Genomic DNA, 19609 nt, shown 5'->3' on the forward strand with positions numbered 1-19609 from the left:
GCCGCGCTGGCGCTGGACCGGCGGTTATCCGATAGTTCCACAATTGTTTGCAGAGAACGATGCTATGAGCGAAGCCCATCTGTTCGTGATCGGCATCCTGCTGGCCTGGCTGGCCGGCATCCGTGTCTACCTCACCGTGTTCGGCGTCGGCCTGGCCGGCCTGCTCGGCTGGATCGAGCTGCCGCCCGCCCTGCATCCGGCGCAATCGTGGTGGGTACTTGGCGCCTCGGGCGCGCTGGCGGTGGCCGAATTCTTCGCCGACAAGATCCCCGGTGTGGATTCGGGCTGGGACTTGGTGCAGACGCTGGCCCGCGTGCCGGCAGGCGCATTCCTGGCCGCAGCCACGCTGTCGCCCGATGGCAATCTGGGCACCGGCGCGCTGGCCGCAGGCGCAGGCGTGGCACTGACCAGCCACACGCTCAAAGCTAGCACCCGCGCGCTGCTCAATACCTCGCCGGAACCGGCCAGCAACTGGATCGCCTCGCTGGCCGAGGACACCATCGCAACCACCGCATTGGCAATGGCACTGGCGCACCCGTGGCTGGCGCTAAGCTTGGCGGTGGGATCCAGTGTGCTCGCCACGCTGGTGGTGTGGTGGGTCTGGCGGTTGCTGTGGCGGGGCATGCATCGGCTGGTCGCGCCAATGCGTGTTGCCACCACAACTGCTACACGCCGCTCCCCGCTATCGTGATGGTTCATCGCATAATCACCGCGACTTTAGGGAGTATCGATGGCCGCCCGAGATCCGGTTCCTTTCACCACCCGTGACGATACCGCCACGCGTAATCGCCCACTGCGCGCCGAGACCCCGCCGGCCGACCACTGGCGCCGCTGGGCCGACGAGGCTGCAGCGGCCGACAGCGTCGCGCCGGTGAGCGCAGCAATCATTCCTGCGGTTGCGGCTGTGTCCGGACCGGCAGCACAAACCGCGCCGGCGTCAGTGGCGCTAGCAGTCACACGCGACGGCAACGTACCGGCCGATGCGCCGTATCGCGTATTGATCGTCGAGGACGACCGCTCGCAGGCGTTGTTCGCACAGAGCGTGCTGCATGGCGCCGGCATGCATGCGCAGGTCGAAATGACCGCTGCCAGCGTGCCGCAGGCGATTCAGGACTATCGTCCGGATCTGATCCTGATGGACCTGCATATGCCCGAGCTGGATGGCATCCGCCTGACCACCTTGATCCGTCAGCAACCAAGCCAGCAGTTGCTGCCGATCGTGTTCCTGACCGGCGACCCGGACCCGGAGCGCCAGTTCGAAGTGCTCGACAGCGGCGCCGACGATTTCCTGACCAAACCGATCCGCCCACGCCACTTAATCGCCGCGGTGTCCAACCGCATCCGTCGCGCGCGCCGGCAGGCACTGCAGCAGGCCGGCCAACAGATCAGCGTGCGCAGCAATCCGGAAACCGGGCTGCCCACGCGAGGCCACGTGATGGAGTTGCTCGCCGATGCGCTGGAGCGCAAGCAGTCCGGCGGCCTATTTTTTATCGAGATCGCCAGCGCGCTCGGCCTGCGTGAGCGCTACGGCTACGCCGCCTACGAGCGCCTGATGACCCAGGCCGGCCATCGCTTGGCCAGTGCCGCGCATCCGTATCCGTTGGCGCGTTTAAACGACAACAGCTTCCTGTTGCTGGCGGTGGGCATGCCCGAAGCCAGCCTGGAAAAGCACGCGCTGGAGATCAGGCAGCGGCTCTCGGCCAACGCCTTCCCGGTACGCGAAGATGAATCTGTGCACGTGCGCTGCGCGATCGGTGTGGCGCCTTTAGGTTTTGGCTTCGACGACACCGGCAGCGCGCTGGAAGCAGTCGAACGCACCGCCTTGCAGGCACGCTTACGCAGCGATGGCGTACAGGCCTATCTGGCACCCAGCCAGGCCGAACAACAGGAGCAACTGCGCCTGGTCGAAGGCCAGCTCGAATTGGCCTACCAACCGATCGTGGCCGTGACCGGCAGCGACACCGCGCAGTACCAAGTGCTACTGCGGCTGCGCCAGGCCGACGGCACGCTACTGTCGGCCGGCCAAGTCATTCCCGCTGCCGAAGCGGCCGGGCGCATCGCCGATCTGGACCAACAGGTCATGGACCACGCAGTCGGCTTGCTGCATCTGTACCAGCACGCCAGCCCGCCGCTGCGCCTGTTCGTCTCGCAATCGCCGCGCACGCTGGCACGCGAGGCTTTCGCTGATTGGCTGCTCAAGGAACTGGTCGAACGCGGCGTGGCCGGGCAATCGCTGATCGTCGACCTGCGCTTGGACGATGCACTGATCCACACCGTCACCGTGCAGCAGTTCTGCGCCAAGTTGATGCCGGCCGGCGTGCAATTCTGCCTCAGCCAGTTCGAACCCGGCGACGAAGCCAACGCGCTGCTGAGCCAATTGCCGCTCAGCTTCGTACGCATGGCCAACCGCTTCGCCGATTCCCACGGCAATACCGCGGTGCGCGATCAATTGCGCAGCGTGATCGACATCGCCCACCAGCGCGGTCTGCTGATCATCGGCCAACGCATCGAAGATCCGCAGGCAGCTGCCGCGATGTGGATCAGCGGTGTGGATTTCATCCAGGGCAACCTTGTGCAGACGGTCGGCAAGGAACTGGACTTCGACTTCACGAATGCGGTGCTCTGAGTGACAGCGCGTGCAGGAGGCCTTCGCGCCTGGAGCATTTTAGCTACCCTGGCCGCCCTGGTGGCAGCGCTGGGCGCAGGCTTGCAATGGTCCGCACTGCAGGGCCCATGGCTGGCGGTGACCGCAGTTTCGGCGACGCTCGCAGTAGTGTTCGGCCTGTGCGCCGCCATCGCCGCCAATCGTGCCCTGCGCGCACAGCAGGCGCTCTCGCAGCGCCTGGAAGAAGTCGACCTCGCCCGCGAGCGACTGCAGCAGGAATTGCAACGCCACAGTGAACTCGAGCAAGAATTACTGCGCGCCAAGCAGGCCGCCGAAGCCGCCACGCTGGCCAAAGGCGAGTTCCTGGCCACCATGAGTCATGAGATCCGCACACCGCTCAACGGCATCGTTCCGATGCTGGAGCTGATCTCCAGTGGCCAGCTCAGTGTGGACCAGCGCGACATGCTACAGACCGCCACTGGCAGCTCGCTGCAGTTGCTGCGCATCGTCGACGACATCCTCGACTACTCCAAGCTCGAAGCCAACAAGCTGGAACTGGAGATCACCACCTTCAACCTGCGCGAACTGCTCGACGGCGTCGTGCAGCTGCTGCAACGCACCGCCGAAGGTCGCCAGCTGCGCCTGAGCCTGGACATCGAGCAGTCGGTGCGTCTGCTGGTGCGCGGCGATCCGATCCGCCTGCGCCAGGTACTGGGCAACCTGATCGGCAACGCGATCAAGTTCACCGAGCGTGGCAGCGTGGATATCCTACTGCGCCGCCTGGGCGAAACACGCGCCCAGCATCTGCTGCGCTTCCAGGTGCGCGACACCGGCATCGGCATCGCCCCGGATCAGCAGGCCCGCCTGTTCCGCTCCTTTGCGCAAGCCGACGCATCGACCACGCGCCTGTACGGCGGCACCGGGCTGGGGCTGGCGATCTGCAAGCGCATCATCGACCTGATGGGCGGCCGCATCGGCGTGGAATCCGAACCTGGGCGCGGCGCCACCTTCTGGTTCGAAATCCCGCTGCTCAAAGTCATCGGCGACCTGAAGCAGAACACCGGCACCGACGCGGGACGGGTCATGGTGATCAGTTCGGATGCTCGCCTGTCGCAACGCCTCAAGCGCTTACTCGATAGCTGGGGCGTGTCGCATGTGCTGATGGAAACCACCCAGGAAGCGCTCGAACGCGTACGTCGCCACAGCGACACCGAAGGCTTCCGCTGCGTCATCGCCGACCACGACACGCTGCGCTACAGCGCGCGCGCCGTGCATCGCGCGTTAGCCCGCCCGGAAGACCTCAGCGGCTCGCGGCTGATCTGGCTGTACGGCGAAGAGCCGGTCCCTGCCGAACTGCAGGACAACGCCACCTTGGTGCCGCGCCAGAGCCCGGACGAGACGCTGCGCGCGTTGGTGCTGCCGCCCGATCCCAAGCCGGCCCATGCAGCCGCGCTGGATTCGGAAGCGATCCCAGACCCGTTGCCGCCACCGATGGCCAACCCACGCGACGTGCGCATCCTGCTGGCGGAAGACAACCCGGTAAACCTGTTGGTCGCGCAAAAGTTGCTGGCCTTCCTCGGCTTCGAAGCCGACACCGCCACCGACGGCGAAGCCGCGCTGAGCGGCATGGCATCCACCCGCTACGACATGGTGTTCATGGATTGCCAGATGCCGGTGCTGGATGGCTATGCCGCCACCCGATGCTGGCGCGCCATGGAAACCGAAAGCGGCCGCCGCCCGGTACCGATCGTGGCGATGACCGCCAACGCCATGGCTGGCGACCGCGAACGCTGTCTGGCCGCCGGCATGGACGACTATTTGTCCAAGCCGGTGGCACGCGAACAACTCAATGCCTGCCTGCAGCGCTGGCTGCCGCGTCAGCAAGCGCTGCCCGGACTGGCCAGCCGCGGCCCAGTCGCGATGAATCCAGAGAGCGCAAGCGCTGCGGCGCAGGCACGCGCACTGCCGATCCTGGACAACAGCGTCATCGATGAGCTGTACGAAGTAGCGGGCGCAGACACCTTCACCATCCTCCAGCTGTTCCTCGAAGACGCGCCGCTCATCATCGAACGGCTGGAAGCGGCCGCAGCCAATCGCGACAGCATGCAGCTACGCGATCTGGCCCACACCCTCACCTCGTCCAGCGCCAACGTCGGCGCCCAGGCGGTGTCCAACGCGGCACGACGCATTGAACTAGCCGCCCGCACCGGTACCATCGAACGCCCCTCGGTCATGGTCGCACTGGTCGTCTCCGAATACGCCCGCGCTCGCTTGGCACTGCTAGACCAGATTGCCCGCCTGCAGTCCGCAACCCGCGCTGCTAGCTAAGAGCGGCTAACAAAACGTAGCGAGCAGTCGTCAGGCGGGCGCAGCCGCCGCGGAGGAACCGGAGTGTAGCGTGGTACATGCCGATTCCGAGCATCGGCCGCGCCCGCCTGGCGGTGAGCGCAGTCGTTATCTGTGCTGGGCAGCGATACCAGCAAGGACCACACCTGACGCAGCAAAGCAACGCAACAGTGCGTCAGCCGCACTCAATCATCCAACTTCGTCAGCAAATAATTCGGCTCGCCAATCCGCGCCACCAGATCCAGCTGGGTTTCCAGCCAGTCGATGTGCTCTTCTTCCGATTCCAGAATGTCCACCAGCAACTGCCGGCTCACGTAGTCCTTGACCGACTCCGCATACACCACCGCCTCGCGCAGCACCCCCACCGCCTCGCGCTCCAGGGTCAGATCGCAGCGGAACATTTCGGTCGGGTTCTCGCCGATGCGCAGCTTGCCCAGCACCTGAAAATTGGGAAGTCCCTCGAGGAACAGGATGCGGTCGGACAACTTGTCCGCATGCTTCATCTCGTCGATGGATTCCTTGTACTCATGCTCGGCCAATTCCTTCAGGCCCCAGTTCTTGAGCATTTTGGCGTGCAGGAAGTACTGGTTAATCGCGGTAAGTTCGTTGTAGAGCACCTTGTTGAGGTGCTCGATGACTTTGGTATCGCCCTTCATGCGATGTCTCCTAGACAGTGAGCCGAGCGCACTCTAACGCGATGACGCGGCACATGAAGGAACGCGAATCGTGATCAGTTGCGGGACGCATGGCCGACCACAAGACAAGCCGCCATACGGTCGGCAGCAAGGACAAAACGCTTGTAGGTCAGATGAAGCTACAGCTGCAATCCGTTCCTCCACAAACAGCGCCACAGCCAGCCGCAGTAGCTACCCGGCCGGCAGCCAGGCGCAAGCAAGACCAAGAGAGCGATCATCGATCTAGTGGAGCCAACGCTACAATCCGTTGCCGACCAGCAGCGCGACAGGCTGCAACCAAAAGGTTTCAGAACCTCGTGCGTCGCAACGCGTGCTTCATCGACGCGACGAAGTCGGCATCTGCGCACCGACCAACAAATCTGCGCACCGACCAACAAAACGAATCAGCAAAATGCACAAAGCAACCTTCACGCAGCGCTGGCCAAACCCAACAGGGGCAGCGGTAGCGCACGCGTTGCATGTACCTGGCTCAACAAGTCGCCAGCCATTTCAAGGCACGAGCCACAATTGGATCCGCACCCGGTGCGCATGGTCAGCTCGGCCAAACTGGCGCAACCGTTCTCAGCCGCTTCGCGGATCTGGTGGTCGGTGACCCCATTACAGATGCAGACGTACACGGTATCGGTGTGGTGTTGGCGATCCGGAGAGGACCGGGACTAATTGCACCGCAAACGAGAATAGGTGTCAATTCCAAAGGTTAATCATTATTAATCCGGACCGGCCGCACCCCGCTGCGCTTGAATGGGCGCTTGCGCGGGCTGTCGTGTCCCGCAGCGCTGCTGCCCGGCAACCATGCTTCCAGCGCACGCTCAGGCATCGCACCGACCGCCCCAGGTGGTCCGGCCAGATTCTGCGCAAGCGGCGCCAGATGGCGCAACGCTCGTGCATACACACCGCGCTTGAACATCACCACATGTTCAACCGGATACCAGAAATCTACCCAGCGCCAGTGGTCAAACTCAGGCGTGTCGGTATGGTCGAGCTTGAGGTGGGATTCCTCGCCAGTGAACCGTAGTAGGAACCAGACCTGTTTCTGACCAATGCAGACCTGTCGCTCGTTCCGACGGACAGCCCGGCTGGGTAGGCGATAGCGTAGCCAGCCAGGCGTGGCACCGAGCAATTCGACATGCTCGGGCAACAACCCGGTTTCTTCGCGCAGCTCGCGGTACATGGCTTCGACGGGCGTCTCATCGGTATTCATGCCACCTTGCGGGAACTGCCAGCCGTCTCTACGCACACGTCGTGCCCAGAACACCTGACCGTCCTGCCGCATCAGCACGATGCCCACGTTTGGCCGGAAACCGTCCGGATCGATCACGATGCGGACTCCTGAAAATCTACTGTCACCGACTCTGCCACGGCGACGCCCGGCTCACAAGCTGCAAACGACATACTTGACAACGCCGTTACGCATTGTAAGAATTACCGGCTACCTAGGCTATGTAGCTCAGCCGGTTAGAGCACAGCACTCATAATGCTGGGGTCGGTGGTTCGAGTCCACCCATAGCCACCAAGGTATTCATGCCTTCGCAGGCATGCAATAATCTGGGATCGACACATTTTATTGCCCCGTAGCCAAGCGGTAAGGCACCTGACTCTGACTCAGGCATCGGTGGTTCGAATCCATCCGGGGCAGCCAAACACAAAAGGTTCGATCGAAAGATCGGACCTTTTTTGTTGCCCAACCATTCTTGCCCTGAATCCACTCGGCCATCCGGGGGGACGCAAAATATCCCTGCCCCGAGACCACGCGAAAATCGCTAAAGGCACCTGCCTGCCCTATCAGCATAAACGACGCGCCAACGATGCGTCCTGAATGCACGAGGTACTGTGACCCAATAACCCGCCATCGCCCATGACATCACTTGCGCACGCAGCTGTCGCCGCCCGTACGCGATCCGCACAAGACGGCTATCGGCCACCTGTAAGCTAGACCCGGCGAAAGAAAATCGCCCCTCGCGAAGCAACGCGTCGCAGGCTGCGGATTTGCAAACCCCAAAACGACAAAAGCCCAGCATGGCCGGGCTTTTGAAGCAAGCGCGCCGGCGAACCGGGACGCAGCGAGCGCGATAGATCAGCGCTTGGAGAACTGGGTAGCGCGACGGGCCTTATGCAGACCGACCTTCTTACGCTCGACTTCGCGAGCGTCACGGGTCATGAAGCCAGCCTTGCGCAACTCGGACTTCAGGGTTTCGTCGTATTCGACCAACGCACGGGCAATGCCAAGACGGATCGCACCGGCCTGACCGGTAGTGCCGCCGCCCGAAGCGGTGACCAGGATGTCGAAGCTCTCGGTGTTCTTGGTGAGCTCCAGCGGCTGGCGCACAATCATACGCGCAGTCTCACGGCCAAAGAACTCGTCCAGCGGACGGTCGTTGACGGTGATGTTGCCAGTGCCTTTGCGCAGGAACACGCGAGCGGTGGAGGACTTACGGCGACCAGTGCCGTAGTTTTGCGTGATAGCCATGATTTAGATATCCAGAACTTGCGGCTGCTGGGCGGCGTGCGGATGCTCGGCACCCGAATAGACCTTGAGCTTACGGTACATGGTGCGGCCCAGAGGACCCTTCGGCAGCATGCCCTTGACAGCGATTTCGATCACGCGCTCCGGGTGGCGCTGCAGCGCCTGCTCCAGGCTCTCGGTCTTCAAGTTACCGATGTAGCCGGTGAAACGGTGATACTTTTTGTCTTTCAGCTTGTTGCCCGTGACCACGATTTTCTCGGCATTGATCACCACAAGGTAATCGCCAGTATCGACGTGGGTGGTATAGACCGGTTTGTGCTTGCCGCGCAGACGGCGAGCCAGTTCGGTGGATAGACGGCCGAGCGTCTTGCCGGCGGCGTCAACGAGATACCAGTCGCGCTGGACGGTCTCGGACTTTGCGGTGAACGTAGTCATGATAAAACTCTTGAGTGGTCGGGCGGATTGCAGCGGCTAACGACCACTGGAACTTTGCCACGCGTTGTGATGTCGAAACACAAGATCGACAATCATACGGGACACTCGGCCGCTGCGCAAGTTGCGACCGACGCGAGATGGGCGGTTGGCAACGGGTCGGCGGGGGGCCAGAATCGACGCATGGCCCAAACGACTCCTTCCCGACTGCATAGCCGGCTCGACCGGCTGCTGATCGAAGTCCAGCGTGCGCTGGATACCGTCTTCGGCAACCTGCCCGCCGAGCGCCCCAATCCGGCTGCGAACACACCCGATGTGGTGCTGAAACCGGACCAACGCCAGAATGCGGCCGGATTGATGCGCATCAATCATGTTGGCGAGGTGTGCGCGCAAGGCCTGTATTTCGGCCAGGCCGCGGTGGCCCGCGACGCCCACACCCAGCACCATCTGCTGGAAGCTGCGCAGGAAGAAACCGACCACTTGGCCTGGTGCGCCGACCGCCTGCACGAACTGGATAGCCGCCCCAGCCTGTTCAACCCACTCTGGTACGCCGGCAGCTACGCACTTGGCGCATTGGCAGGATTACGTGGCGACGACTGGAGCCTGGGCTTTGTGGTCGAAACCGAGCGCCAAGTGGAGGCCCATCTGGACGAACACCTGGAAACCTTGCCGGAAATCGACCAACGCAGCCGCGCGATTTTGCGCGTGATGAAAATCGACGAAGCACGCCATGCCGACCAAGCCGAACAAGCAGGCGCCCGCATCCTCCCGCCCCCGATCCCCAGCGCCATGGCCCTAGCCTCCAAACTAATGAAGACCATCGCCTACCGCTTGTAGACAATAGGCAAGGCACCACGCAGATCAGTTGAGGGCGGGCGCCGAAAGCGCGGCGAGGATGGGTAGCTGACGCGTTGGAGTCAAACGGTTTGCACAGCAAGCCTTGGGTGGCCAGCACCGCGAAGCTGGAGCTGACTACGACACCAGCTTCAACGCGATCACGTCTGCAACGATCAAACCAACGCATGCCAAGCGCGACCACGAGTCGCTATCGCCGAACAGCGCGATGCCGGCGATGGTCACACCCAACGCGCCGATACCGGACTCATCACAGAAAAACGGATAAAAAAAAGCGACCCAGTGGTCGCGCACTGAGCTGCCCCCGGCTGTGGAACACGAGCTCATCGCGTGGCACCCCGTCTCGCCTTGTGTCTCTACCGCACCTGCAAGCAGGTGCGCAACAGCCAATTACCTGCGCTCATTCGCTCAGATTGCGCCCGTGGAACAACTCTTCGATTTCGCGCTTGAGTAGCGTTTCGATCTTCATGCGCTCCTTGAAAGACAGATTCTTGGCGCGCTCTTCGAACAGGTACTGATCCAGATCGAAATCCTTCAGGTGCATCTTCGTGTGGAAGATATTTTCCTGATAGACGTTGACGTCGAACATCTCGTAGCGCGACTTCACGTTCTTGGCGAGGAAGTGCTGGATCGAGTTGATCTTGTGGTCGATGTAGTGCTTCTTGCCCTTCACATCGCGGGTAAAGCCGCGAACCCGGTAATCCATGATCACGATGTCCGACTCAAGACTCTCGATCAGGTAGTTAAGCGCCTTCAACGGCGAGATCACCCCGCAGGTAGCGACGTCGATGTCGGCACGGAAGGTGGCGATACCTTCCTGTGGATGCGTTTCGGGATATGTGTGTACAGTGATATGACTCTTGTCCATATGAGCAACCACAGCATCGGAGATCAACTCTTTGCCAGCCTGCTTCTTGTCGATAACTGGCTCTTCCGAGATCAGGATCGTGACCGACGCTCCCTGCGGATCGTAGTCCTGACGTGCGATATTGAGGATATTGGCGCCAATGATCTCGGCCACATCGGTCAGGATCTGGGTCAGACGGTCGGCATCGTACTGCTCATCGATATATTCGATGTAGCGCTGACGCTCCTCTTCGGTACGCGCATAACAGACATCGTAGATGTTGAAGCTCAACGCCTTGGTGAGGTTGTTGAACCCCTGTAGCCTCAGGCGAGGCAACGGCTTGACCACGTCAGTCTGTCCTTATGAAAAGCGGAGGATAAAGAAGTCAATTATGAGCCAAAGATCCCAGCAACGAAATGCCGATGTTAAGAATGGTTTACCTTGCACGACTCATGCCGTTAAGCTTCGGAAATTATACGCGGAACTACCATGAGCCCAGGAAACACGACGGTTGTCACTACGACGGTACGTAACGCTACCCCTTCACTGGCGCTAGACGCGGGCACCATCGAGCGTTTTCTGGCGCACAGCCACCGCAGGCGCTATCCGACCCGGACCGATGTGTTCCGGCCAGGAGACCCTGCCGGCACCCTCTACTACGTGATCAGCGGCTCGGTAAGCATCATTGCCGAGGAAGATGACGATCGTGAATTGGTGCTGGGCTACTTCGGCAGCGGCGAGTTTGTCGGAGAGATGGGGTTGTTCATCGAATCCGATACTCGGGAGGTGATCTTGCGCACCCGCACCCAGTGCGAATTGGCCGAGATCAGCTACGAGCGGCTGCAGCAGCTGTTCCAGACCAGCCTGTCGCCGGATGCACCGCGGATCCTGTACGCGATCGGCGTTCAGCTTTCAAAACGGCTGCTCGACACCACAAGAAAGGCCAGCCGCTTGGCGTTCCTGGACGTGACCGACCGCATCGTGCGCACGTTGCACGATCTGTCCAAGGAGCCTGAGGCGATGAGCCATCCGCAGGGCACTCAATTGCGCGTATCGCGCCAGGAACTGGCACGCCTGGTCGGTTGCTCGCGTGAAATGGCCGGGCGGGTGCTCAAGAAGCTGCAAGTCGATGGCTTGCTGCATGCACGCGGGAAGACCGTCGTGCTGTACGGCACGCGCTGAGTGGCACTCGGCGGTCGGTGTGGATTCGCACTGACCGCCGAGTGGTCCGCGTGCGGCGACGGCATGCGGTGGTGGTGTGACGACCTTTTCGCCATCATCTCACCACCGCTTCTCCCGACGAAGCGGGCCGCAATCCTGAAGAGCGGGCGACCTGATCCAGTTCCGTAGCGATTGCAGGGTTGAAGACGGATCGACATTGACCGATCTCAGGCGAATAAGCGCCTGCTGATGGCACTGCGTTGTGGTTGTTGCTTAAGCATGTTTGATTGCGAGCTCTGCCTGCGTATGCTTGAGCTGGCTTGCGTTGCCACGCTTATCGAAAGACCCAAGCGTGATCGAGACCGTTGGTCGGGCCTCACCGCACGCGGTGGTCCGTTCTCTAGCTGACGCTTGCCGCGCCCGCCCTTCGCAAGCCGGAGCGCGATCGCTGCCAGTGTTCGCTTCCAACCCTCGCAAGCTTGAGCGCGTTAAAGCGCCTTGCCGCCGCGGTCGCGACAACCCCAGTTGAGGATCGGCGTGCCTGCGGGCAGCACCTGGCGGAACAGGTCTTCGCGATTGGCTTTGGGATTGACCACTACCGGCGCACGCGCGGCTTTCAACAGCGGCAAATCTGCAGTGCTGTCCGAATAGGCGATGGCGATATCGGCGTAACCGCGCTCGCGCAGCATCCGCATCTTTTCTTCGCTGTGGCAGTGACGCCGCGCAGTGACCGCACCCAAGCGTGGGCCGACCGAACTGCCGATGACCGGTACATCCTGATGCGCGACAAATCCAAGAATCGCGCGGGCCAGCTCCGGCGGTGCGCCGGTAGCGACCACCACGCGGTCGCCAGCAGCACGATGTTCGGTGAACACCTTCAGGGCATGCGGTAACAGGCGCTGACGGATCTGCGCCTCATGCTTGAGCACGTATGCATCGATGAAGCGATTGAACTCGCGCGCACGGTGCAGGCCGAAGGTAGCGATCCACACATATCCGGACACGCCGCGGCGACGGGTCGGCAGTATTGCCACCATCGGGCCGAGGATCGGCGAGGCCAACAACGCGACCAGCAAGCGCAACGGGTTGCGCTTGATCAGCCAGGCGAACAGATGGCTGCCCGAATCGCCGTCATAAAGGGTGTGGTCGAAGTCGAAGACCACCAGCGGTGCGTCTTCGCGCGGCGTGGGATACGACTCAGTCATGCGCAAAGAATAGCTGACGCAGCGACTCGCCTGGCTCGGGCGCGCGCATGAAGGTCTCGCCAACCAGAAACGCGTTCACACCGTGGCCGCGCATCAAATGCACATCGTCCGGCGTGACGATGCCGCTTTCAGTGACCAGAATGCGGTCGCGCGGCACCGCGGCGCGCATATCCAAGGTGGTCTGCAGCGAGACTTCGAAGGTGCGCAGATTGCGGTTGTTGATGCCGATCAGCGGCGCCGGTACCTGCACGGCACGCTCGAGCTCGTCGATGTCGTGCACTTCCACCAGCACGTCCAGACCGAGTTGCATGGCCAGGCCGGAAAGATCGGCCAGCTGCGCGTCTTCCAGCGCAGAGACGATCAGCAAGATGCAGTCGGCCCCAAGCACGCGCGCTTCGTAGACCTGGTAAGGGTCGACGGTGAAATCCTTGCGCAGCACCGGCAGCGTGCAGGCTTCGCGCGCCTGGCGCAGATAGTCATCGGCCCCCTGGAAGAAATCCACATCGGTGAGCACCGACAGGCAGGTCGCACCGCCAAATTCGTAGCTGACTGCGATATCAGCCGGGTGGAAGTTGGGCCGGATCACGCCTTTGGACGGGCTGGCCTTCTTGACTTCGGCGATCACAGCCGGGTCGCCGGCTGCAATGCTCGCCTGAATGGCGGCCGCAAACCCGCGCGTCGGCGGCAGATCAGCGCTACGCGCGATCAGCGAGGCCAACGGCGCGCGCGCGTTGCGCTCGGCGACTTCATCGGCCTTGCGGGCAAGAATGGTGTTGAGGATGTCGCTCATCGTATCGGGTCCTGGCGGGCGGGCATTATCGGTCAAGACGGCCGCAACGGACCGCGGCTACACGCCAGTGCATAGCATGCCAGCGAGGCCGCGGATGCCGACCCGCGATTGCCACTGCGCTGCGGCGCTCGACATGGGTCAGGACTGCATGGCAACCTGGCGGGTCAAAGCGACATAGGCGTCCACTTTGGCGCGTGCCGAGCCATCGGTAAGCACTGCGCGCGCGCGCGCGATGCCGTCGGCAATGCTGTCGGCTACACCGGCCACGTACAAAGCCGCACCGGCGTTGAGTGCCACGATGTCCAGCGCCGGGCCGGGCACGTTGTCCAGCACCTGTAGCAGCATCGTGCGCGATTGCGCGGCATCGGCCACCTTGAGGTTGCGGCTGGCCGACATGGCGATGCCGAAATCTTCTGGATGCACTTCATATTCATGGACCTTGCCATCGCGCAGTTCGCCGACCAGGGTGCCGGCACCGAGTGAGAGTTCGTCCATGCCATCGCGGCCCCACACCACCAGCGCGCGCTCGGCGCCCAGTTGCCGCAGCACGCGCGCCTGGATGCCGACCAGATCCGGATGGAACACGCCCATCAAAATGTTCGGCGAGCCAGCCGGGTTGGTCAGTGGACCGAGGATGTTGAAGATGGTGCGCACGCCCATTTCGCGACGCACCGGCGCTACGACTTTCATGGCCGGGTGATGCACCGGCGCGTACATGAAGCCGATTCCGGTCTGCGCCAGCGAGGCGGCGACTTGCTCAGGCTGCAGTTCGATCACCGCGCCCAACGCTTCCAGCGCGTCGGCGCTGCCGGATTTGGACGAAACGCTGCGGTTGCCGTGCTTGGCGACCTTGGCACCGCCGGCCGCGGCCACGAACATCGCGCAGGTCGAGATGTTGAAGGTGTGCGAGCCATCGCCGCCGGTGCCGACGATGTCGACCATGTGCTGACGGTCAGTGACGTTCACGCGGCGCGAGAACTCGCGCATCACCGTGGCCGCACCGGCAATTTCACCGATGGTTTCCTTCTTGAGCCGCAGCCCGGTGAGGATGGCGGCGACCATCATGTCGGACACCTCGCCGCGCATGATCTGCCGCATCAACTCGACCATTTCGTCATGGAAGATTTCGCGTTGTTCGATGACGCGCTGCAGCGCTTCTTGCGGAGTGATGGGCATGGGGCAAACCGTGGCGATACGTGGGAAAGATATGCCGAGCCGCCTTGCGACCAGCTCGATCAGAGTGGGCGACTGCAGGTACCAGCCGTAGCGCCGAGGCGAAACGGCCGTGCCTGCGGCGATCATCGATCTGGACGCTTCATGCGAAAACGCGCCTGCGGCTGCACTTCGAAATAATCCGCCGGACCACCGGCGCGCAGGATCGTCTGCACCGCTGCCGGATCGTAGATGCCGTCGTGCAGCGCCGCGCGCGAGAGATGTACGCCGACCACTTCGCCCAATACCAGCCAGGTTTCGATGGCCTGCCTGCTTGCAGTCTGCAACGGCAACAGCTGGCTGAGCCGGCACTCGAAACTGACCGGGCTTGCCGCAACGCGCGGGGCGCCGATCAGGCGCGACGGCGCCATCTGCAAGCCTGCCAATACGAACTCGTCCACCTCCGCCGGCACCATCGCCGCACTGGCATTCATCGCCTCGGCCAGGGGGCGCGTGGACAGATTCCAGGTGAACTCGCCGGTGGCTTCGATATTGCGCAGGCTGTCCTTGCGACCGATGCTGGCAAAGCCCACGATCGGCGGCACGTAATTGAAGGCATTGAAGAAGCTGTAAGGCGCCAGATTGGCAATGCCATCGGCGCTGCGCGAGCCGATCCAGCCGATCGGTCGTGGACCAACGATGGCATTGAACGGATCGTGCGGCAGCCCGTGGCCGTGGGCGGGCTCGTAGAAGTGGACGCTGTCGCTGGCGGTGCTCATCGTGATCCGGTTGCAGGCGTAGGAAGAAGCGCAGGGGAAATCATCTGCTCTGCGCCTTGCAGCGCAAGTGATCGCAGGCATCGCACTGCTGCGCAGCCGATGCACCGACGCCGCTGAAAAATGCATCGACACTGATGAAGACTGCATCGACATCGACGGCGTGCGCGCTGCCCATTTCGCTCAGCGCTGCAGAAAGTTCTTCAACAAGGCATGCCCGTGCTGGGTCAGGATCGATTCGGGATGGAACTGCACTCCTTCGACCGGAAACTGGCGATGCCGCAGGCCCATGATCTCTTCGATCGAGCCATCCGGATTCTCGGTCCAGGCGGTGACTTCCAGCACGTCCGGCAAGGTGGTTTTGTCCACCACCAGCGAGTGGTAGCGGGTGGCCTCGTAGCTGTCTGGCAGCCCGGCAAACACGCCCTTGCCTTGGTGGCGGATCGGCGATGTCTTGCCATGCATGATGTTGTCGGCGCGGATCACATCACCGCCATAGACCTGACCGATACTTTGATGCCCGAGACAAACGCCCAGGATCGGCGTGGTCTGGCCCAGTTGTTCGATCAGCTGCAGCGAGATGCCGGCCTCGTTTGGCGTGCACGGGCCGGGAGAGATCACGATACGCTGCGGCTTGAGCACAGCGATCTGATCGACGCTCATCGCATCGTTGCGCACCACCGTGACCTCGGCGCCCAGCGCCTGCAGGTACTGCACGAGGTTATAGGTGAAGCTGTCGTAGTTGTCGAGCATCAAGACATTCATCGCCTTAACCTAATTGATCTTATTTGATAAAAGTGGCTAACAAAACGTAGCGAGCAGTCGCCAGGTGTGTGCGGACGGCGCGGAGGACCCTTAGTGTACAAGTGGTACACGCCGATTCCGAGCACCGGTCGCGCCCGCCTGACGGCTACGCAGTAGTTTTGTTAGCCACTCTAATTTTTTCACTGCACCACCGGGAGATACGTACCGATCTACGCATGTAAAGTCGAAGAAGAGGCCAAGGAGGTAAGCGATCGTGGCCACCACCACCCTCGGTCGGGATCTGGCAGCACTAACGGTTGAGAGTGAGACCAATAGTGTGTCACAGCGCGCTCAAGCGCATAAGATCGCACCCCGCATGGGAGCTAGTGCTCTCAGCTCAGACGTGAAGGAAGCGTCAAGACATTCGCACACCTAGCGGGCATCAAAGCTGAGATATCTACAGGAGGCAAGACAACTTTCTTGATTAGGACGAGCCTCCATTCCGGGAGCTAAGAGCGGCTAACAAAACTCAGGAAGAAGCCGTAAGCAGATGATCGAGCAAGCAAGCGATAGCAACGCCATGTGGGTATCGATGCGGCGTTCGAAGCGAATGCGCAGTTTGCCCATGCCAGCGAACCAGGCATGTGTGCGCTCCACGACCCAGCGATGACGTCCCAACCTGTCGTTACGTTCGGTGCCCTTGCGTGCGATCCGTGCAAGGATGCCGCGCTGCTTGAGAACGGTGCGACGCCGTTGGATGTCGTAGGCCCTGTCGGCATGCAGTGTGTCTGGCCAGCGTCGCGGGCGCCCTGGTCTTCCGGAGATTGGAGCCAGGGCGTCAATCGACTCCTCAAAAACCACCGAGTCGTGCCGATTGGCGCCGGTGACGCATACCGCCAACGGGACGCCGTTGCGATCGACGATCAGATGCCGTTTGCTGCCGAGTTTGCCGCGATCGGTCGGGTTTGGCCCGGTGTAGGCGCCCACCGGGGGGAGGCCCCACTGGCGGCGTCCAGACTTGCCCGGCTCAGATCCAGCCGATCGGTGCGACGTCGCTCGGTCAGCAACACCTGATGCAGACGATGCCACACACCTGCGGCCTGCCAATCACGCAACCGGCGCCAGCAGGTCATGCCGCTGCCATAGCCGAGTTCCATCGGCAGGTCTTCCCATGGAATGCCCGTCCGCAAGACATAGACGATGCCGTTGAGGGCTTGTTTATCACTGATACGTGGCCTTCCACCTTTGGGGGAACACTTCACTTGTGGAATCAGTGGCTCGATACGCTTCCACAGCGCAATGGGGATCTCTTTGCGACGTGTCATGCCCTAATTTTTGCCAACAGCGAGACAACATTCAAGGGGTTTTGTTAGCTGCTCTAACTCCTACAAGAGATTCCAGATCGGTACATTCGCGCCGACCAAGGTCGCTTGGGGGCATGAAAATCGGACGACTGGCTTTCGCGTTTGTGGTCAAGGCTCTGACGCTGTCCGCGTGGAATGCCGTATAGGCGGTGCGGATATGAATCCTTACCTAGCCTTCGCGGGGCTGATTGCGGCAGGTCTGGCAGGCATCGACGAGCAACTGTCGTTGCAAGAACCATTCGCGGGCGACGCTTATCACGGTGAGGGATTACCGGAGATTCCGAAAACGCTGAGAGCTGCCATCGACATCAGTTCGCAATCGAAATGGCTGCACGAGGTGCTAGGCGATGAGGTCGTCGACCACTACATACACGCCGCGCAATGGGAACAAGCCGAATACGATAGGCGCGTTACGGATTGGGAATTGCTTAGAGGATTCGAAAGAGGTTGAGTCGCGGTTTGCTGGGAGATGTGGAAATGCGTACGATCCAGCGACGTTTTCCAGCTGGGGTGCGCAGATGCCTGCTAACTGCGCGCGCCCAGCATAACGCCCTTTTGGCCAACAGCGCGCTACGCTGCCCTGCCCGTCCATCACAGACCTTTAGCCGCCTGGGCAACCGCGCGGAACAGCGCGCGACCCTTGTTCATCGTCTCCTGCCATTCCAGGTCGGGGTCGGAGTCGTAGACCACGCCGCCGCCGGCTTGCACGTAGAGATAGCCGTCCTGGATGACCGCGGTGCGGATGGCAATCGCCGTATCGGCATCGCCGTGCCAACCGATGTAGCCGACCGCGCCCGAATACACGTTGCGCTTGACTGGCTCCAGCTCGCGGATGATCTCCAGCGCGCGGATCTTCGGCGCGCCGCTGACGGTGCCGGCCGGGAAGGTGGCACGCAGCACATCGCTGTAATTCATGCCCGCTTTGAGCGTGCCGGTGACTTCGCTGACGATATGCATGACATGGCTATAGCGTTCGATCACGAACTGCTCGCCGACTGTCACTGTGCCAGGTTCGGCGACGCGGCCGACATCGTTGCGACCCAGATCGATCAGCATCACGTGCTCGGCGCGCTCCTTCGGATCGGCCAGCAGCTCGGCTTCCAGCGCCTTGTCCTGCTCGGCCGTGGCACCACGCGGACGGGTGCCGGCAATCGGCCGCACGGTCACCACGCCATCGCGCAAACGCGCCAGAATTTCCGGCGATGAGCCGACGACCTGCGTGCCACCGACATCGAGAAAATACATGTACGGCGATGGATTGAGCGCCCGCAAGGCGCGATATACGTCCACCGGGCGCGCACGGAAAGGTACGCGTAACCGCTGCGACGGCACCACCTGGAAGATGTCGCCAGCGCGCACGTATTCCTGCGCCTTGCGCACCACCGCGTGATATTCCTCGCGGGTGAATGAGGAGTGGAAATCCGCTTCGTCGATCGCGTCGGAAATCTGCGCCTGCGGATAACCTGCGCCACCCTGACGCAGGCGATGCGCCAGCTCGTCCAGACGCCGATTGGCGCGCAAGTAGGCCTGCGGTTGGCGTGGGTCGGCATGCACAATCAGGTACAAACGCCCCTTGAGATTGTCGAACACCGCCAGCTCTTCGGAGAGCATCAGCAGGATGTCGGGGGTGCCGAGTTCGTCGGGTTTATCGCCGCTGCCCAGCCGCGGTTCGATGTACTGGATGCACTCGAAGCCGAACCAGCCGACCAGGCCGCCGGTGAAGCCGGGCAAGCCGTCGAGCTGCGGCACCGAGTGCTCGGCGCGCAGGGCGTCGACCTCGGCCAGCGGGTCGGCGACCTCGCGGCTTTCCAGCACTTCGCCGTGCTCGCTGATGTCCAGCGTGTGGCCACGGAAGCTGTATACGCGCCGCGCCGGCAGGCCGATGATGGAATAGCGCCCGAAGCGTTCGCCGCCTTCGACCGATTCGAACAGATAGGTGTAGGCGCCGTCGGCGAGCTTCAGATAGACCGATAGCGGCGTGTCCAGATCGGACAGCACTTCGCGGACAACGGGGATACGGGTGTGACCTTCAGCGGCCTGGCGCTGGAACTGCTCTGCAGTGATCAAGACGGCTTTCCTTCCGGGACTCTGTGGCGGGGCGGACGACGGCAACGGGGCACCATCGCCACCAGCGGCGAGCGGAAGAGAAGGAGCGTGGAGTCGTCAGGCGGGA

At 62.1% G+C, this 19609-nt stretch carries 18 protein-coding genes, 2 tRNA genes, 2 other RNA genes and 2 pseudogenes; 8 read left to right on the forward strand and 16 right to left on the reverse strand.

All coding sequences use genetic code 11. The features are described 5' to 3' along the window. The first annotated feature begins 64 nt into the window (after positions 1-64). Genes J5I97_RS17095 through J5I97_RS17105 form a run of 3 tightly spaced genes read left to right on the forward strand, consistent with a single transcriptional unit; the run spans position 65 to position 4933 of the window. The gene (locus J5I97_RS17095; protein ID WP_208587784.1) at positions 65-691 is read left to right on the forward strand and encodes a DUF4126 domain-containing protein; all 627 of its coding nucleotides are present in this window, start codon (positions 65-67) and stop codon (positions 689-691) included. Between the two features lie 39 nt (positions 692-730). Next, a complete protein-coding gene (locus tag J5I97_RS17100) occupies positions 731-2626 on the forward strand; it encodes an EAL domain-containing protein (RefSeq protein ID WP_208587786.1) in 1896 nt (631 codons plus the stop codon). Beyond that, on the forward strand, positions 2627-4933 hold the full coding sequence (locus J5I97_RS17105; protein WP_208587788.1) for an ATP-binding protein: 2307 nt from the start codon (positions 2627-2629) through the stop codon (positions 4931-4933). A 4-nt stretch (positions 4934-4937) separates the two neighbouring features. Here the strand turns inward: J5I97_RS17105 and J5I97_RS17110 are convergent. The 4 genes from J5I97_RS17110 to J5I97_RS17125 form a co-directional block, all read right to left on the reverse strand. Then, a non-coding RNA gene (locus J5I97_RS17110) (sX9 sRNA) lies at positions 4938-5012 on the reverse strand. A gap of 124 nt (positions 5013-5136) precedes the next feature. After that, positions 5137-5607, reverse strand: coding sequence for a bacterioferritin (bfr, locus tag J5I97_RS17115; protein ID WP_208587790.1), 471 nt, complete (start codon positions 5605-5607; stop codon positions 5137-5139). 446 nt (positions 5608-6053) lie between these two features. Continuing rightward, a complete protein-coding gene (locus tag J5I97_RS17120) occupies positions 6054-6263 on the reverse strand; it encodes a (2Fe-2S)-binding protein (RefSeq protein ID WP_208587792.1) in 210 nt (69 codons plus the stop codon). 80 nt (positions 6264-6343) lie between these two features. Further along, positions 6344-6964, reverse strand: a complete 621-nt coding sequence (locus J5I97_RS17125; RefSeq protein WP_208587794.1) for an RNA pyrophosphohydrolase — start codon at positions 6962-6964, stop codon at positions 6344-6346. 118 nt (positions 6965-7082) lie between these two features. Here J5I97_RS17125 and J5I97_RS17130 point away from each other — a divergent pair. Then, positions 7083-7159, forward strand: a tRNA-Met gene (locus J5I97_RS17130). Between the two features lie 52 nt (positions 7160-7211). Further along, positions 7212-7285 (forward strand) — tRNA-Gln (locus J5I97_RS17135). Between the two features lie 435 nt (positions 7286-7720). On the opposite strand, the gene rpsI is transcribed toward J5I97_RS17135, so the two are convergent. Continuing rightward, a complete protein-coding gene (gene rpsI, locus J5I97_RS17140) occupies positions 7721-8113 on the reverse strand; it encodes a 30S ribosomal protein S9 (protein WP_016902423.1) in 393 nt (130 codons plus the stop codon). Positions 8114-8116: 3 nt separating this feature from the next. Further along, positions 8117-8545 carry a 50S ribosomal protein L13 gene (gene rplM / locus J5I97_RS17145; protein WP_002808239.1) on the reverse strand — a complete coding sequence of 143 codons (429 nt, stop codon included), beginning with the start codon at positions 8543-8545 and terminating at the stop codon, positions 8117-8119. A gap of 180 nt (positions 8546-8725) precedes the next feature. Between rplM and coq7 the strand changes: the two genes are divergently transcribed. After that, the gene (coq7, locus tag J5I97_RS17150) at positions 8726-9379 is read left to right on the forward strand and encodes a 2-polyprenyl-3-methyl-6-methoxy-1,4-benzoquinone monooxygenase (protein WP_208587796.1); all 654 of its coding nucleotides are present in this window, start codon (positions 8726-8728) and stop codon (positions 9377-9379) included. A gap of 135 nt (positions 9380-9514) precedes the next feature. Here the strand turns inward: coq7 and J5I97_RS20165 are convergent. Together J5I97_RS20165 and speD are read right to left on the reverse strand one after the other, a co-directional pair. Further along, positions 9515-9643, reverse strand: a pseudogene (locus tag J5I97_RS20165) (QacE family quaternary ammonium compound efflux SMR transporter); the annotation flags it as partial. A 154-nt stretch (positions 9644-9797) separates the two neighbouring features. Further along, positions 9798-10592 (reverse strand): adenosylmethionine decarboxylase, encoded by a 795-nt coding sequence (gene speD / locus J5I97_RS17160; RefSeq protein ID WP_005990692.1) that lies wholly within the window; start codon positions 10590-10592, stop codon positions 9798-9800. 141 nt (positions 10593-10733) lie between these two features. Between speD and crp the strand changes: the two genes are divergently transcribed. Continuing rightward, entirely contained in the window at positions 10734-11426 is a 693-nt protein-coding gene (crp, locus tag J5I97_RS17165) for a cAMP-activated global transcriptional regulator CRP (RefSeq protein ID WP_002808249.1), read from the forward strand. A gap of 467 nt (positions 11427-11893) precedes the next feature. Here crp and J5I97_RS17170 read toward each other — a convergent pair whose 3' ends face one another. The 7 genes from J5I97_RS17170 to J5I97_RS17200 all read right to left on the reverse strand — a co-directional run bounded on the left by J5I97_RS17170 (position 11894) and on the right by J5I97_RS17200 (position 17397). Further along, positions 11894-12610 carry a haloacid dehalogenase-like hydrolase gene (locus J5I97_RS17170; protein ID WP_208587800.1) on the reverse strand — a complete coding sequence of 239 codons (717 nt, stop codon included), beginning with the start codon at positions 12608-12610 and terminating at the stop codon, positions 11894-11896. Next, positions 12603-13400, reverse strand: coding sequence for an indole-3-glycerol phosphate synthase TrpC (gene trpC / locus J5I97_RS17175; RefSeq protein ID WP_208587802.1), 798 nt, complete (start codon positions 13398-13400; stop codon positions 12603-12605). Before trpC ends, J5I97_RS17170 begins: the two co-directional genes overlap by 8 nt. A gap of 138 nt (positions 13401-13538) precedes the next feature. Continuing rightward, on the reverse strand, positions 13539-14576 hold the full coding sequence (trpD, locus tag J5I97_RS17180; RefSeq protein ID WP_208587803.1) for an anthranilate phosphoribosyltransferase: 1038 nt from the start codon (positions 14574-14576) through the stop codon (positions 13539-13541). A gap of 122 nt (positions 14577-14698) precedes the next feature. Then, positions 14699-15331, reverse strand: coding sequence for a flavin reductase family protein (locus J5I97_RS17185; RefSeq protein WP_208587813.1), 633 nt, complete (start codon positions 15329-15331; stop codon positions 14699-14701). A 180-nt stretch (positions 15332-15511) separates the two neighbouring features. After that, on the reverse strand, positions 15512-16093 hold the full coding sequence (locus tag J5I97_RS17190; protein WP_208587814.1) for an anthranilate synthase component II: 582 nt from the start codon (positions 16091-16093) through the stop codon (positions 15512-15514). Positions 16094-16127: 34 nt separating this feature from the next. Beyond that, a non-coding RNA gene (locus J5I97_RS17195) (sX9 sRNA) lies at positions 16128-16203 on the reverse strand. A 388-nt stretch (positions 16204-16591) separates the two neighbouring features. Beyond that, positions 16592-17397 (reverse strand): IS5 family transposase gene (locus tag J5I97_RS17200; protein ID WP_208587816.1). Its coding sequence is split into 2 segments (ribosomal slippage): positions 16592-17067 and positions 17067-17397, totalling 807 coding nucleotides; the frame shifts between segments, so codons are not numbered across the junction. Positions 17398-17452: 55 nt separating this feature from the next. Between J5I97_RS17200 and J5I97_RS17205 the strand changes: the two are divergent. After that, positions 17453-17887: pseudogene (locus J5I97_RS17205) on the forward strand (glutamine synthetase); the annotation flags it as partial. A 140-nt stretch (positions 17888-18027) separates the two neighbouring features. On the opposite strand, the gene trpE reads toward J5I97_RS17205, so the two are convergent. Then, positions 18028-19503, reverse strand: a complete 1476-nt coding sequence (gene trpE, locus J5I97_RS17210; protein ID WP_208587818.1) for an anthranilate synthase component I — start codon at positions 19501-19503, stop codon at positions 18028-18030. Positions 19504-19609 lie beyond the last annotated feature (106 nt).

Origin of the sequence: Xanthomonas fragariae, assembly GCF_017603965.1 — a bacterium.
GTDB lineage: Bacteria > Pseudomonadota > Gammaproteobacteria > Xanthomonadales > Xanthomonadaceae > Xanthomonas > Xanthomonas fragariae_A.

Bases quoted from the DNA above. Each gene is read 5' to 3' on its own strand.
- J5I97_RS17190 (WP_208587814.1), bottom strand. From the start codon at position 16,093: ATGAATGTCTTGATGCTCGACAACTACGACAGCTTCACCTATAACCTC.
- bfr (WP_208587790.1), bottom strand. From the start codon at position 5,607: ATGAAGGGCGATACCAAAGTCATCGAGCACCTCAACAAGGTGCTCTAC.
- J5I97_RS17095 (WP_208587784.1), top strand. From the start codon at position 65: ATGAGCGAAGCCCATCTGTTCGTGATCGGCATCCTGCTGGCCTGGCTG.
- J5I97_RS17185 (WP_208587813.1), bottom strand. From the start codon at position 15,331: ATGAGCACCGCCAGCGACAGCGTCCACTTCTACGAGCCCGCCCACGGC.
- crp (WP_002808249.1), top strand. From the start codon at position 10,734: ATGAGCCCAGGAAACACGACGGTTGTCACTACGACGGTACGTAACGCT.
- trpC (WP_208587802.1), bottom strand. From the start codon at position 13,400: ATGAGCGACATCCTCAACACCATTCTTGCCCGCAAGGCCGATGAAGTC.
- trpD (WP_208587803.1), bottom strand. From the start codon at position 14,576: ATGCCCATCACTCCGCAAGAAGCGCTGCAGCGCGTCATCGAACAACGC.
- coq7 (WP_208587796.1), top strand. From the start codon at position 8,726: ATGGCCCAAACGACTCCTTCCCGACTGCATAGCCGGCTCGACCGGCTG.
- rplM (WP_002808239.1), bottom strand. From the start codon at position 8,545: ATGACTACGTTCACCGCAAAGTCCGAGACCGTCCAGCGCGACTGGTAT.
- J5I97_RS17100 (WP_208587786.1), top strand. From the start codon at position 731: ATGGCCGCCCGAGATCCGGTTCCTTTCACCACCCGTGACGATACCGCC.
- J5I97_RS17170 (WP_208587800.1), bottom strand. From the start codon at position 12,610: ATGACTGAGTCGTATCCCACGCCGCGCGAAGACGCACCGCTGGTGGTC.
- rpsI (WP_016902423.1), bottom strand. From the start codon at position 8,113: ATGGCTATCACGCAAAACTACGGCACTGGTCGCCGTAAGTCCTCCACC.